Origin of the sequence: Bradyrhizobium sp. NDS-1, assembly GCF_032918005.1 — a bacterium.
GTDB classification, from domain to species: Bacteria; Pseudomonadota; Alphaproteobacteria; order Rhizobiales; family Xanthobacteraceae; genus Bradyrhizobium; species Bradyrhizobium tunisiense.
In genome coordinates this window covers 3,158,668-3,170,424 of sequence record NZ_CP136628.1, presented here as the reverse complement: position 1 = coordinate 3,170,424, position 11,757 = coordinate 3,158,668, and the positions used below count along the sequence as shown (strand labels likewise).

Annotated in this window: 16 protein-coding genes; 5 read left to right on the top strand and 11 right to left on the bottom strand. The window is 64.3% G+C overall.

The window, feature by feature from the left end:
* Positions 1-112: 112 nt before the first annotated feature.
* Together RX330_RS14735 and RX330_RS14730 are read right to left on the bottom strand one after the other, a co-directional pair.
* Positions 113-316 carry a hypothetical protein gene (locus tag RX330_RS14735; protein WP_212081467.1) on the bottom strand — a complete coding sequence of 68 codons (204 nt, stop codon included), beginning with the start codon at positions 314-316 and terminating at the stop codon, positions 113-115.
* A gap of 140 nt (positions 317-456) precedes the next feature.
* Positions 457-837, bottom strand: coding sequence for a hypothetical protein (locus tag RX330_RS14730; protein ID WP_317243452.1), 381 nt, complete (start codon positions 835-837; stop codon positions 457-459).
* Positions 838-940: 103 nt separating this feature from the next.
* On the opposite strand from RX330_RS14730, the gene RX330_RS14725 reads away from it, so the two are divergent.
* Together RX330_RS14725 and RX330_RS14720 are read left to right on the top strand one after the other, a co-directional pair.
* Positions 941-1,777: a DUF72 domain-containing protein gene (locus RX330_RS14725; protein WP_317243451.1), complete on the top strand. Its 837-nt coding sequence runs from the start codon at positions 941-943 to the stop codon at positions 1,775-1,777.
* An 8-nt stretch (positions 1,778-1,785) separates the two neighbouring features.
* On the top strand, positions 1,786-2,247 hold the full coding sequence (locus RX330_RS14720) for a DUF488 family protein (protein ID WP_317243450.1): 462 nt from the start codon (positions 1,786-1,788) through the stop codon (positions 2,245-2,247).
* A 48-nt stretch (positions 2,248-2,295) separates the two neighbouring features.
* Here the strand turns inward: RX330_RS14720 and RX330_RS14715 are convergent, their stop codons facing one another.
* The 6 genes from RX330_RS14715 to RX330_RS14690 all read right to left on the bottom strand — a co-directional run bounded on the left by RX330_RS14715 (position 2,296) and on the right by RX330_RS14690 (position 8,261).
* Positions 2,296-3,210 (bottom strand): PhzF family phenazine biosynthesis protein, encoded by a 915-nt coding sequence (locus tag RX330_RS14715; protein WP_317243449.1) that lies wholly within the window; start codon positions 3,208-3,210, stop codon positions 2,296-2,298.
* 153 nt (positions 3,211-3,363) lie between these two features.
* The gene (locus tag RX330_RS14710; protein ID WP_317243448.1) at positions 3,364-4,671 is read right to left on the bottom strand and encodes an adenylate/guanylate cyclase domain-containing protein; all 1,308 of its coding nucleotides are present in this window, start codon (positions 4,669-4,671) and stop codon (positions 3,364-3,366) included.
* Positions 4,672-4,700: 29 nt separating this feature from the next.
* Entirely contained in the window at positions 4,701-5,864 is a 1,164-nt protein-coding gene (locus RX330_RS14705; RefSeq protein WP_212081473.1) for an ABC transporter permease, read from the bottom strand.
* Positions 5,861-6,793, bottom strand: coding sequence for an ABC transporter ATP-binding protein (locus tag RX330_RS14700; RefSeq protein WP_317243447.1), 933 nt, complete (start codon positions 6,791-6,793; stop codon positions 5,861-5,863). Before RX330_RS14700 ends, RX330_RS14705 begins: the two co-directional genes overlap by 4 nt.
* A complete protein-coding gene (locus RX330_RS14695; protein ID WP_212081475.1) occupies positions 6,790-7,578 on the bottom strand; it encodes an HlyD family secretion protein in 789 nt (262 codons plus the stop codon). The genes RX330_RS14700 and RX330_RS14695 overlap by 4 nt, the downstream gene beginning before the upstream one ends.
* On the bottom strand, positions 7,575-8,261 hold the full coding sequence (locus RX330_RS14690; protein WP_317243446.1) for a TetR/AcrR family transcriptional regulator: 687 nt from the start codon (positions 8,259-8,261) through the stop codon (positions 7,575-7,577). The genes RX330_RS14695 and RX330_RS14690 overlap by 4 nt, the downstream gene beginning before the upstream one ends.
* A gap of 110 nt (positions 8,262-8,371) precedes the next feature.
* Between RX330_RS14690 and RX330_RS14685 the strand changes: the two genes are divergently transcribed.
* From RX330_RS14685 to RX330_RS14675, 3 genes are read left to right on the top strand one after another with little or no spacing between them, the layout of a single operon-like run.
* Complete coding sequence (locus tag RX330_RS14685) at positions 8,372-8,707, top strand: ArsR/SmtB family transcription factor (protein WP_317243445.1); 336 nt, start codon at positions 8,372-8,374, stop codon at positions 8,705-8,707.
* A complete protein-coding gene (locus tag RX330_RS14680; protein ID WP_317243444.1) occupies positions 8,704-9,168 on the top strand; it encodes an SRPBCC family protein in 465 nt (154 codons plus the stop codon). Before RX330_RS14685 ends, RX330_RS14680 begins: the two co-directional genes overlap by 4 nt.
* 12 nt (positions 9,169-9,180) lie before the next feature.
* Positions 9,181-9,594, top strand: a complete 414-nt coding sequence (locus RX330_RS14675) for a GFA family protein (protein ID WP_317243443.1) — start codon at positions 9,181-9,183, stop codon at positions 9,592-9,594.
* 4 nt (positions 9,595-9,598) lie between these two features.
* Here the strand turns inward: RX330_RS14675 and adhP are convergent, their stop codons facing one another.
* The 3 genes from adhP to RX330_RS14660 form a co-directional block, all read right to left on the bottom strand.
* Complete coding sequence (gene adhP / locus RX330_RS14670) at positions 9,599-10,624, bottom strand: alcohol dehydrogenase AdhP (protein ID WP_317243442.1); 1,026 nt, start codon at positions 10,622-10,624, stop codon at positions 9,599-9,601.
* A gap of 133 nt (positions 10,625-10,757) precedes the next feature.
* Positions 10,758-11,168: a DUF2000 family protein gene (locus RX330_RS14665; RefSeq protein WP_212081481.1), complete on the bottom strand. Its 411-nt coding sequence runs from the start codon at positions 11,166-11,168 to the stop codon at positions 10,758-10,760.
* A 104-nt stretch (positions 11,169-11,272) separates the two neighbouring features.
* Positions 11,273-11,662, bottom strand: coding sequence for a DUF4189 domain-containing protein (locus RX330_RS14660; RefSeq protein WP_212081482.1), 390 nt, complete (start codon positions 11,660-11,662; stop codon positions 11,273-11,275).
* Positions 11,663-11,757: the final 95 nt, after the last annotated feature.

The following is an 11,757-nucleotide window of genomic DNA, read 5'->3' as shown; positions in this document are numbered from 1 at the left end:
AGCTATTCCAAGGTCGTCCCAGCGCCGGAGTTTTCCGCTCAACGTCGCCGTTAGAAGCTAGATAGGAACGACCCGACCGGTTCGCAAGGGGCGAAAACCACCATTTTGAGCCCTATTGGTTGGGCACTTCCCGGATGATCGGGCCGCGCGGCGCGGGCGCGGCGGGGGCTGCCGGGGCCGCAGCCGGGGCGGGCTCGGCTTTCGCCGGTTTGGGCGGCTTGCCATATTGGCCGATCGGCCCGAACACGACGGCGACCGCCAGCACGATCGCGGCGACGATCGCGCCCAAAATGCCCCCCATCGACTCAGACGACATGAAACCCATCCCTGTTCCAGATGCGCCCGGTGATACCATGGATGGGCGCACGGCCGAAGGGGCGAATAGCGAACGGGGAGTAGCGAATAGGGAGGCTGGCCTTCCTGCCCTATTCGCTACTCCCCATTCGCTTTCGGCTCCTACTTCGCCGGCAGCCTGTGCTTGACGAAGGCCGTCACGATGTCCTTTTGCGCAAACTCCACTGCCCTGTTCGCGGTCGCGAGATGTGCGCCGGCATCAATGTTCGGAAATTGGGTCGTGAGATAGTCGAGCAGCACCACCCGGTAGTATTGCCGCTCCGACGGACAGGCGCCCGCGACCGAGCGGACAAAATCCTGTTCCGTCATTCCCTGATTGCTGTCACGCGAATATTCCCGCGCCAGGCAATGCCAATAATCGTCGCGGCCCCGCTGGGCGAGCTTCTGCGCGCCCTTGGCATCGTCATCATCCGCCATGACCGGAGATATCATGGCGGCCGATGTCATCATGCCGAGCACCGCTCCCACCATCAGCATCCGCATCTTGATCTCCTTTTTCGCCGATCGCGACGCCGAGCTTAGACTCGACGCGAGAACTGGCCAATCACATCTCGTTTGACTAGGATAAGCCCCTCCCTCCCCGTCGATGCGAGATCCTCCCGTGGCCAAAGCAAAAACCGCGTCAAAAAAGTCCGGCAACATCTTCATCGGCATCGGCGGCTGGACCTTCGAGCCGTGGCGCGGCGTGTTCTATCCGGAGAAACTCACACAGGCGAAGGAGCTGTCTTACGCAGCCTCGAAGCTGACCTCGATCGAGATCAACGGCACCTATTACGGCTCGCAGAAGCCGGAGAGCTTTCGCAAATGGGCAAGCGAGGTGCCCGACGGCTTCGTGTTCTCGGTAAAGGGACCGCGCTTCGCAACCAATCGCCGCGTGCTCGCCGAAGCTGGCGACTCCATCAAGCGATTCTATGATTCCGGCGTGCTGGAGCTCGGTGATCATCTCGGGCCGGTGCTCTGGCAGTTTGCCCCGACGAAAAAGTTCGACGGCGCCGATTTCGGCAAGTTCCTCGAACTGTTGCCGCGCAAGCTCGAGGGCCGCGCGCTCCGCCATGTCGTTGAGGTCCGCCACGACAGTTTCTGCACGCCCGACTTCGTGGCGCTGATCCGCGAATTCGAGACCCCCGTGGTGTTCGCCGAGCACGGCAAATATCCTGCCATCGCCGACGTCGCCGGCGATTTCGTCTATGCCCGGCTTCAGAAGGGCAATGACGAGATCAAGACCTGCTACCCGCCGAAGCAGCTCGACGCCTGGGCCGAGCGCTTCCAGGCCTGGGCTTCGGGCGGTGAACCGGATGATCTGCCGAAAGTCGACAAGGCCAAGCCGAAGAAGGAGCCACGCGACGTGTTCGCCTACGTCATCCACGAAGGCAAGGTGCGCGCACCTCACGGCGCCATGGAACTGATCGCGCGGATAAGCTGAGCTGTCCCATGGCAAAGGCAAGAAAGCTCTTCACCATCGGCTATGAGCAGACGCCGCCCAAGGCCGTGCTGGACGAGTTGGAAGAGGCCGGCGTCAAGCTCGTGGTCGACGTGCGCGCCGTGACGTCGTCGCGGCGCCCGGGCTTTTCCAAGAAGCAGCTGTCCGCCGGACTCGACGAGCGCGGCATCGCCTATGTTCACCTCGCCGCGCTCGGCACGCCGAAGGAAGGCCGCTTGGCGGCGCGCAGCGGGCAGTACGACGTGCTGGAGAAGATTTTTTCGAAGCACCTGAAGGCGCCCGAGGCCAGGGAAGCAATGGACGAGCTCTCGGCCCTGGTGAAGAAGGCCGGCCCCGTGTGCCTGCTGTGCTACGAGCGGGACCACACTCATTGCCACCGCCAGATGATCGCGGAGATCATCGAGGAGCGGGATGGCGTGGCGGTGAAGAATTTGGCCGGGCGGCAGACGTAGCTGCCGCCGTCATTCCGCGGCGCCCTTGGCGCGAACCCGGAATGGCGGCTAGCCCTCTCCCGCAAGCTGGAACGACCCCTCCATCATCTGCACGCAGCTGCCGCCGACGTGGGCGGAGACGATCTTGCCGTGCTGCTTGCGCACGCGCGTCAGCAGGATGCTCGGCCGGCCCATGTCAAACCCCTGGCCGACGGTAAGCGTGAGCTCGCCGTCAGGCGCGGGATCGAGATCGGCGAACAGTGCGGCTGCAGCAACTGTGGCGCTGCCGGTGGCGGGGTCTTCGATCAGGCCGCTGGCCCCGGGGAAGAACATTCGCGCCTGGCGCTCGCATGGCGCCTCCGCAGCCGGCACATCGCGCGTGTAGAAATAGACCGAGAAAGCGCCGTCGCGCGGCAGCATCCGGCCGAATGCCGCGGCATCCGGCTTGGCCCGCCGCACCGCCTCGCGCGATCGCACCTCCGCGACCACGAACGGCGTCCCGACACCGACGACCTGTGGCGCGTGGCGATCGGTCCTGATGTCATCGGCGCTCAGAGAGATGCAGGACGCCACGTCCGCGGCGGAAACTTCCGCCAGCCGCGACAGCGGCTGCGGCGCGGTCAGCTCGGTGCTGACCACCTTTCCCTGCTCTCTACGAATCTCGACCGGCACGAGCCCAGCCTTCTCTTCGAACAGCAGGCGCGGCTTCGGCTCCCTGGCGAGGCTCGCCAGCACGAAGGCAGTGCCGACATTGGGATGACCCGCGAAGGGAAGCTCCCGAACCGGTGTGAAGATGCGGACCTCCGCGTCGTGCCCGGGATTGCGCGGCGGCAGCACGAAAGTCGTCTCGGAATAGTTGAACTCGGTCGCGATCGCCTGCATCTGCGTGCTCGACAGCCCGCCCGCGTCGAGCACAACGGCGAGCTGATTGCCGCCGAAGGCGCGGTCGGTGAACACGTCGACGGTGACGTAACGGCGCTGCATCCTCGATCCCTCATGCAAGTCACGGCCGCGACCGGCGGCCTCGCCGGCAGTCTACAGGCCGGCGATATCGCTCGTCATGCCCCACAATTCGGAGCAATCGGAGCAATCGATCCATGAAGTGGAAGAGCGAGCGCCAGCGGTATGGGACGCGTGCTAGCCCAATTGAAACACCGCCACCGGCCGCTCGTAGCCGCGCACCTCGACCTCGCCGAGCGCGACGGCATCGCTGCCGGCCTCGCCCAGCGCCTCGCGCACGGTCGCCGAGATCAGGAACTGCGAGCCGAACTCCTTGTTCAGCGCTTCCAGCCGCGAGGCGAAGTTCACGGTGTCGCCGATGACGGTGTACTCCTTGCGCCGTGGCGAGCCGATGTTTCCGGCGACGACCTCGCCGAAATGGATCCCGATGCCGATGCGCAGCGGCCAGCTCGTCTGGGCATTGATGCGGTCCATCGCGCTCAGCATCTCGCGGCCCGCGGCGACCGCACGCGGCGCGGCGTCGGAGGCCTCCAGCGGTGCGCCGAACAGCGCGAGGAAGCCATCGCCGAGAAACTTGTTCACGATGCCGCCGTGGTGGTCGAGGATGTCGACCAGCACGGCGAAGGCGCCGTCGAGCCGGTCGACCACCTCCTGCGGCGTGCGCGATTGCGCACCGGCGGTGAAGCCGCGGAAATCGACGAACATCACGGCGACGCGGCGAAGATCGCCGCTTGCGCTCGTTCCCTGCGCCATAAGCCGCTCCACCACCTGCGGCGAGACGTGCTGGCCGAACAGATTGGTGACGCGGTCGCGTGCGGTCGCAGCCGCGACGCTCGTGGCGAACTGGCGGCGCAATTGAGCGCCGACGGCGCCTGCCAACACGCCGCAGATCAGGATGACGATGCTGCGCACGGCGTGGAAATAGATCAGGGGATCGCCGGCTTCATCAGCCGCGTTGTAGTACAGCGCGACCGACAGAAGCCCGGCTGCGGCCACCAAGCCTGTGAATGCCGAGAGCCAGAAGTCGAGACGCAGGGTCGAGAGGATGACGAAGATGAAGTACATCAGCGGCACCGCAAAGCCGAGAGCCTGACTCGGGCCCATGGTCCGGGTCTGCAGGATCAGGATCACCGTGGGCAACGACGTCTCAATCAGAGTGCCGATATAGCGCCTGACCACCGGCAGATCGCGGTCGAGCCGGAGGTTCCTCCTGATCTGGGTGTGGACCCAGACCTCGAACAGAATGAAGCCGCCGAGGAGGCCGTAGACCTGGACAAACCCTTCCGTTCCGCGCCACACCCGGTTCACCAAGATGGGATCGATCAGATAGATCCCGGTGAGCAGCAGCATCATGACGCAACCCGTCGCGATCAGCGCTCGCACCCGCAACAGCTCGGTGCGCAGCACTTCTCGCGTCAGCTCCCGTTCGAAATCTCCCGATAGCACGGCATGCTGCCGCGCCTTCCTGCTCGCAAACCTGGCCATTCCGCCCCCCGATTCCGGGTCATTGTGCCTCAATCCAGCGTGCGGCGGAAGCGCGTCACGGCGATGGTCATGGCGAGCAGCATCAGGGCTACCAGCGCCAGCGTGTCGAAGCGTAAGTTCTCCATGGTCGCGCCCTTGAGCATGATGGCGCGGACGATGCGCAGATAATGCGTCAGCGGCAGGGCTTCGCCGAGATATTGCGCCCAGGCCGGCATGCCCGCGAACGGGAACATGAAGCCGGAGAGCAGAATGCTCGGCAGAAAGAACATCATCGACATCTGCATGGCCTGGAGCTGGTTCTGCACCAGGGTCGAGATGGTGTAGCCGATCGCCAGATTGGTGGTGATGAACAGTGTCGAGAGCAGCGCCAACAGGAACAGATTGCCGATCAGTGGCACGCCGAACAGGCCGACGCCGATGCTGATGATGAGGAACGCCTGCACGAAGCCGACCAGGACGTAAGGCACGATCTTGCCGAACATCACCTCGACCGGCTTGATCGGCATCGACAAGAGGCTTTCCATGGTGCCGCGCTCGACCTCGCGCGTGACAGACAGCGCGGTGAAGATCAGCATGGTCATGGTCAGGATGGTGCCGACGAGACCGGGCACGATGTTCAGGCTGGAGCTAGCTGCCGGATTGTAGCGGGCGTGCGCGCGGATCTCGAACGGCATCTCCGGGGGATCGCCGATATAGAGATCGTGCTTGAGCGCGGTCTGCACCACCATACCGAGCGAACCGATCGCCGCGCTGGCCGCAACGGGATCCGTGGCGTCGGCCGCGACCAGCAATGCCGGCCTGTCGCCGCGCCGCACCGCGCGCTCGAAGCCGCGCGGGATCTCGATGCCGAACAGCACCTTGCCGGATTTCAGGAGGTTGTCGAAATCGTCGACGTCGTGCACCTCATAGAGGAAGCGGAAATATGCGGTGTTCTCCAGCGCCTTCAAAATCGAGCGGGCGAGATCGGAGTCCTCCTGGAGCAGCACCGCGCTCGGCAGATGGCGCGGCGTGGTGTTGATGGCATAGCCGAACAGCATGAGCTGCATCACGGGCAGCATCACGATCATCGCGAAGGACACGCGATCCCGCCTGAGCTGGATGAACTCCTTGACCAGCATTGCATAAGAGCGCCGCAGGAAGCCGAAGCGTTCCCGGATTTCGTGGCGCGGTGCGGGAGGATCGACGGCGCTCATTGAAAATTGTCCTTGGAGCGACCCATCAGCTCGATGAACACGTCTTCCAGCGACGGCGACGATTTCTGCCAGTGCAGGCCGCTCTTCTCACGCCACGGCCCGATGCTGGCTTCGAGCGCCGCGACGTCGCGGCCGGACACGTGCAGCGAGGTGCCGAACGGCGCCACCATGTCGATCCCCGGCTTGCCGGTCAGCTCGGCCGTGAGGCGGTTGAGGTCCTCGCCCGTCACGGTGTAGGTCGTCAGCGCGGATTTCGCGATCACCTCCTCCACTGTGCCATGCGTCAGCAGATGGCCGTAGGCGATGTAGGCGATCTCGTGGCAGCGCTCGGCTTCGTCCATGTAATGGGTAGAGACCAGGACGGTGAGGCCCTCGGCGGCGAGGGCATGGATCTCGTTCCAGAAGTCGCGCCGCGCCTTGGGATCGACGCCGGCGGTGGGCTCGTCGAGCAGCAGGAGTTGCGGATTGGGCAGCGTGCATGCCCCGAGCGCGAGTCGCTGCTTCCAGCCGCCGGAGAGCTCGCCCGCAAGCTGCTCCTCGCGACCGGAGAGCCCGAGCCGCTTGATCATGTCGCGCGCGGCACCTCGCGCGTCGGTGACGCCATAGAGCCGCGCCACGAATTCGAGATTCTCGCGTACCGAGAGATCCTGGTACAGGCTGAAGCGCTGGGTCATGTAGCCGACCTGGCGCTTGATCTTTTCGGCATCGCGCCGGATGTCGTAGCCGAGGCAGGTGCCCTCACCGCTGTCGGGCGTGAGCAGCCCACAGAGGATGCGGATGGTGGTTGTCTTGCCCGAGCCGTTGGGCCCGAGGAAGCCATAGATCGAGCCGCGCTTCACCTGCATCGACAGATCGTGCACGACCTCGCGGCCCCCGAACGACTTGGTCAGGCCCTTGACGTCGATCGCGATGCCGTTTCCCTCGCTCATCGCTTGTCCGCCACCGGAGTCTTCGGATTGAGATAGACGTCGATCGGCTGTCCCACGCGCAGGGCATCAGGCCGCGAGGGCCGCGCCTGGACCAGATAGACCAGCTTGTTGCGCTCATCGAGACTGTAGATGACAGGCGGGGTGTATTCGGCCGAGGTCGCAATGAAATAGATCTTTGCGGTGAGGTCGGCCGCGCAATTGTCGCAAGAGATTCGTACCGTGTCGCCGATCGCGACCTTCGGCAGCGCGGTCTCCGGCACGAAGAAGCGCAGCTTCATGTTACCGGGCGGCATGATCGACAGCACCGGCCGCTGCGCCCCCACCATCTCACCCTCGCGGAAATAGATCTGCTGGATGGTGCCGGCAACAGGCGCAAAGCCCTTGCGCCGCGCCATCCGCGTCTCCGACGTCGCCACCCGCGCCTCCGCGACGCGCAACGATGACACCGCGGAATCGAGATTGGCTTGCGTGCCGGAGCCGGTCTTGTTCAGCGAGGCTGCGCGATCATAAGTTTGCTGTGCGTTGGCGAGCGTCGCCTTGTTCTGGTTGAGATCGGCAAGCTGGAGATCATCGTCGACGGAATAGAGGTGATCGCCGACCTTGACCTCGTCGCCCTCGCGGACATTGAGCTTGGTTACCCGGCCGGCTTCGTCCGGGCTGACGAAGATCATGTCGGCCTCGACCCAGCCCTGGAAGCCGGGATCGCGCTTCTCCTTGCACCCGGCAAGGCCGGTCGCGAGCGTAACGACCAATGCCAATCCAAGGATCGCTTGCGACGACTTCATGTCGTCCTCCGTTCGCCAAAAATCAAATCGAGATGGACGCGCAGCATCTCCTGCGCGTCGAGCGGTGCATGCCGCGCAAACAGGCTTTGCCAGATCACTGCGATCATCGCCGGAGCAACCATGATCTGTGGGTAGCGCGCGAGGTCCTTCTGGTGGATCTCGCCGCGAGCGATGCCGAGCTCGATCAGCCCGCGCATGGCGGCAATCCCGCGCGACACGACCTCGCGGTAGTAGAAGTCGGCGACGGCCGGAAAGCGCGGCCCCTCCGCCACGATCAGGCGCACCAGATCGCCGCGCCTAGTGCCGATGACCTCTTTCAGGAAGTTACTGGCGAAGGCTTCGACGAGGTCGCGCACCGAGCCCGCCGGCGGCGGTAGCGCGGTCAGCCGCGCCACGACTGGCACGATCACGATGCGCACCAGCTCCTCGAACATCGATTCCTTGTCCTTGAAGTGCAGGTAGATCGTGCCCTTGGCGACACCGGCGCGTTTGGCGATGTCGTCAAGGCGCGTCGCGGCAAAGCCGCGGGCGATGAATTCCTCCATTGCCGCCTCCACGATCGCCGCGCGCCGCTCCTGCGCACGCGCAGTACGGTTCGACACAGGCAGCGCGCCTTGGGCTGCGGACGTGTGCGACCCGCTCTCTGCAGAGGGCTTGGCGAGCTTGGTGGATCTCTTTGTCATTTTTCTATTATGACTGACTAGTCAGTCATCGTCAAGCCAGCCTTCGTGACAGATCAGAATTCCAACGAATTAGTATTGACTAATGAATTAGCGTTGACTAATAGAATGACATGATCAACGCCGACCCAAATCCCATCACCACCGTGATGCGCGCCCTCGCCGACCCGACCCGGCGCGCCGTGTTCGAGCGTGTCTTCGAGAGCAAGGAGATCAGCGTCGCCGAGCTCACCCGCGGCAGCGGAGTGACCCAAGGCGCGATCTCGCAGCACCTCAAGTCTCTCAAGCAGGCCGGCCTCGTGGCCGAGCGCGCCGAGGGCCGCAACGTCTATTACCGCGCCGCGCCGCGAGGGCTCGAGCCCCTGGTCACCTGGATGGACCATTACGGCGTGTTCTGGCGCGAGCGCTTCCAGAACCTGCGTGACCTCTTGAAGGAGATCGATCCGTGAGTGCAGTTGCTTCCAAAGTCCAAACTCAGAACATCGTCATCGATGAAGTCTTCCCTCACGCCGTCGCGACGATCTGGAAGGCGCTGACCAGTGCCCAGTTGATTGCGCGCTGGCTGATGCCGCCGACCGGTTTCGAGGCCGTTGAGGGCAACAATTTCACGTTCAAGACCAATCCGGCCGGCGCGTGGGATGGCACGATCCATTGCCGCGTTCTGGAGGTCGTGCCGAACCAGCGCTTCGCTTACGCCTGGAAGGGCGGCGACGAGAGCAACACCGGTTACGGCTCGGCGCTTGATACGGTCGTCACCTGGTCGCTCACACCGGTCGAAGCAGGGACGCGCGTGCGCGTGGTGCACTCCGGCTTCGTGACGCCAAAGAACGATACCGCTTATCGCAACATGAGCGACGGCTGGGTCAAGGTGCTGCAGCGCCTCGATGCCGTCTCTGGCGAAGACAAGTAAGGGAATATCGTGATGAACAAGCCCTATACCGGCGGCTGCGCCTGCGGCGCGATCCGCTATTCGATCGTCGGCGAGCCTCTGTTCAGCAATCACTGCCAGTGCCGCGACTGCCAACGCGAAAGCGGCAGTGCACATGGCTCGTACGCGACGTTCGCCCGGGCCGGCGTCACGCTGACCGGCGATGCCAAGCATTGGGACATGGTCGCCGACAGCGGCAACGTGAAGACGCGCGGCTTCTGCACGCAATGCGGCGTGCCGGTGTACATGACCTTCGCAGCGCAGCCCGACGTCTTCACCGTCCGCGCTGCGAGCTTCGACGAGCCCGCCCGCTACAAGCCGCAGGCGGTCACGTTCGCCGCGCGCGGCCATGATTGGGATCAGATCGACCCCAGCCTGACGAAGTTCGAGGGCATGCCCGCCGGATAATGCGCTAGCCGAAATCCAGCACCATGCGGCCGTCGATCTTGCCGGCCTTCATCCGGTCGAAGACCTCGTTGATTTGCGCGAGCGGCACCTTGGTCACTTCGGCCTTGACCTTGCCGTCGGCGGCGAATGCGACGGCCTCGTCGAGATCGCGCCTCGTGCCGACGATCGAGCCGCGCACCGTGATGCGCTTGAGCACGACATCGAAGATCGGCGTCGGAAATTCGCCCGGCGGCAGGCCGACGAGGCTGACGGTGCCCTTCCGGCGCACCATCTTCAGCGCCTGGGCGAAAGCAGCGGTCGAGACCGCCGTCACCAGCACGCCGTGGGCCCCGCCGCCGGTCGCCGCAAGAACCTTGTCGACCGCGCCGGCTACGAGGGCGTTGACCGCGAGATCGGCGCCGGTTTCGCGCGCCAGCTCCAGCTTGTCGTCGGCGATGTCGACGGCCGCGACCTTGAGCCCCATCGCCTTGGCATATTGAATCGCGACATGGCCGAGCCCGCCAACGCCTGAGATCACCACCCACTCGCCGGGCCGAGCCTCGGTCTCCTTCAACCCCTTGTAGGTTGTGACGCCGGCGCACAGGATCGGCGCGATGGCGGCGAAATCGACCGTCGCCGGCAGCTTTGCGGCAAAGGCGGCCGAAGCGATGACATATTCGGCGAAGCCGCCGTTGACGCTGTAGCCGGTGTTGTGCTGGTGCTCGCACAGCGTTTCCCAGCCGGTCTCGCAATATTCGCAAGCCATGCAGGCGTCATGCAGCCAGGCGACGCCGACGGCATCTCCCACTTTCAGATTCTTCACGCCAACTCCGAGCGCGGCGACTGTCCCGGCGACCTCATGGCCGGGAATGAAAGGCGGAACCGGCTTCACCGGCCAATCGCCGGACGCTGCGTGCAGATCGGTGTGGCAGACGCCGCACGCCTTGACCTTGACCAGAACCTCACCGGGACCGGGCTGCGGCACCGCCACGTCCTCGATCACCAGCGGCTTGCCGAATTGCTTGACGATCGCGGCTTTCATGGTCGGCATCTGTCTGCTCCTCTGCGTGTTTTGAAGCAGAATAGCGACGCCGCCCCCCGCCCCTTTGACGGGGGTCAAACAGCACAAAGTTTGCGCAAGGCCTGCCCCATCATGACACGATGATGACGCCGCGCGGAATGTGTCAGCTATGGAACTTGAGGCCGTCGATGACCTTGTCGATCACCTTGCGTTCGGCGCGCATGGCGATGCCGACGAGATTGAGATCGTTGCGCGCCACTGCCCTCACCGCCTCGCGATTGGCGGCATCGTGCGTGGTGCTGAACATGTCCTCGGTATAGACCGCCGGCTTGACGTTGCGCGCCAGCGCACGTTCCAGCGCGCGCGACAACGCCGGGCCGTCGGCGCCATAGATCAGGATCGGCTGGCCGATCAACGCATGATATTTCGTGCCCGAGGCGTCCTCATAGGCTTCGCCGATGCATTCGGGAAAAGCCGCGGCGATGCCGCTGGTGAGAAAGGACGCGACGTTGAGCTTCTGCCAGGCTTGAAGATCGGTGCGGATCACGACTGCGATCTTGGTATCGAATTGCATGTGGTTCCCTCGATGGTCATTCCGGGGCGATGCGCAGCATCGAACCAGGAATCTCGAGATTCCGGGTTCGCGCTACCGCGCGCCCCGGAATGACAATACAGAAATCAACCCTTCGCGTCGCAGGCCCAGGCGCGGATCACGCATTCCTTGCCGCCGTATTTGTAGCACTCGCGCGTGGCGGCATTGAGCGACGCCGAGATCTTCGGCTTGACGGCATAGCCATAAGCGCCGCAGGGATTGGCGAGATCGACCGACATCGCGGCGCAGGCGCGCTTCATCGTCACGGTCGTGCAATCGCCCTTGCACTGCTTCTGCGCCGCGGCGCGCGCCTCGGTCTCGGCGCCGTAATCAAAGGCCTGGCCATAGGCGCCGCACTTGCCGACCGCAATGGCGCCTGCGGCGTGGGCGTCGGTCATGTAGCGGGCGCCCGTGACGGCAACTGACAAGACAAAGCAAAACATCGCGCAACGCCGCGCGACGACATTCGAAGCCATGGAAAAACCCCTCCCCCCAAGGCAGGCGGTGAGGACTCTAAGCGGCGGTCGTTTCCAGATAGTGAACGGGTGCTTGAAACAGAGCAGAATGGGGA

Bases quoted from the DNA above. Each gene is read 5' to 3' on its own strand.
- RX330_RS14720 (WP_317243450.1), top strand. From the start codon at position 1,786: ATGGCAAAGGCAAGAAAGCTCTTCACCATCGGCTATGAGCAGACGCCG.
- RX330_RS14695 (WP_212081475.1), bottom strand. From the start codon at position 7,578: ATGAAGTCGTCGCAAGCGATCCTTGGATTGGCATTGGTCGTTACGCTC.
- RX330_RS14705 (WP_212081473.1), bottom strand. From the start codon at position 5,864: ATGAGCGCCGTCGATCCTCCCGCACCGCGCCACGAAATCCGGGAACGC.
- RX330_RS14665 (WP_212081481.1), bottom strand. From the start codon at position 11,168: ATGCAATTCGATACCAAGATCGCAGTCGTGATCCGCACCGATCTTCAA.
- RX330_RS14660 (WP_212081482.1), bottom strand. From the start codon at position 11,662: ATGGCTTCGAATGTCGTCGCGCGGCGTTGCGCGATGTTTTGCTTTGTC.
- RX330_RS14715 (WP_317243449.1), bottom strand. From the start codon at position 3,210: ATGCAGCGCCGTTACGTCACCGTCGACGTGTTCACCGACCGCGCCTTC.
- RX330_RS14735 (WP_212081467.1), bottom strand. From the start codon at position 316: ATGTCGTCTGAGTCGATGGGGGGCATTTTGGGCGCGATCGTCGCCGCG.
- RX330_RS14710 (WP_317243448.1), bottom strand. From the start codon at position 4,671: ATGGCCAGGTTTGCGAGCAGGAAGGCGCGGCAGCATGCCGTGCTATCG.
- RX330_RS14730 (WP_317243452.1), bottom strand. From the start codon at position 837: ATGCGGATGCTGATGGTGGGAGCGGTGCTCGGCATGATGACATCGGCC.
- RX330_RS14725 (WP_317243451.1), top strand. From the start codon at position 941: ATGCGAGATCCTCCCGTGGCCAAAGCAAAAACCGCGTCAAAAAAGTCC.
- RX330_RS14700 (WP_317243447.1), bottom strand. From the start codon at position 6,793: ATGAGCGAGGGAAACGGCATCGCGATCGACGTCAAGGGCCTGACCAAG.
- RX330_RS14690 (WP_317243446.1), bottom strand. From the start codon at position 8,261: ATGACAAAGAGATCCACCAAGCTCGCCAAGCCCTCTGCAGAGAGCGGG.
- adhP (WP_317243442.1), bottom strand. From the start codon at position 10,624: ATGCCGACCATGAAAGCCGCGATCGTCAAGCAATTCGGCAAGCCGCTG.
- RX330_RS14675 (WP_317243443.1), top strand. From the start codon at position 9,181: ATGAACAAGCCCTATACCGGCGGCTGCGCCTGCGGCGCGATCCGCTAT.
- RX330_RS14685 (WP_317243445.1), top strand. From the start codon at position 8,372: ATGATCAACGCCGACCCAAATCCCATCACCACCGTGATGCGCGCCCTC.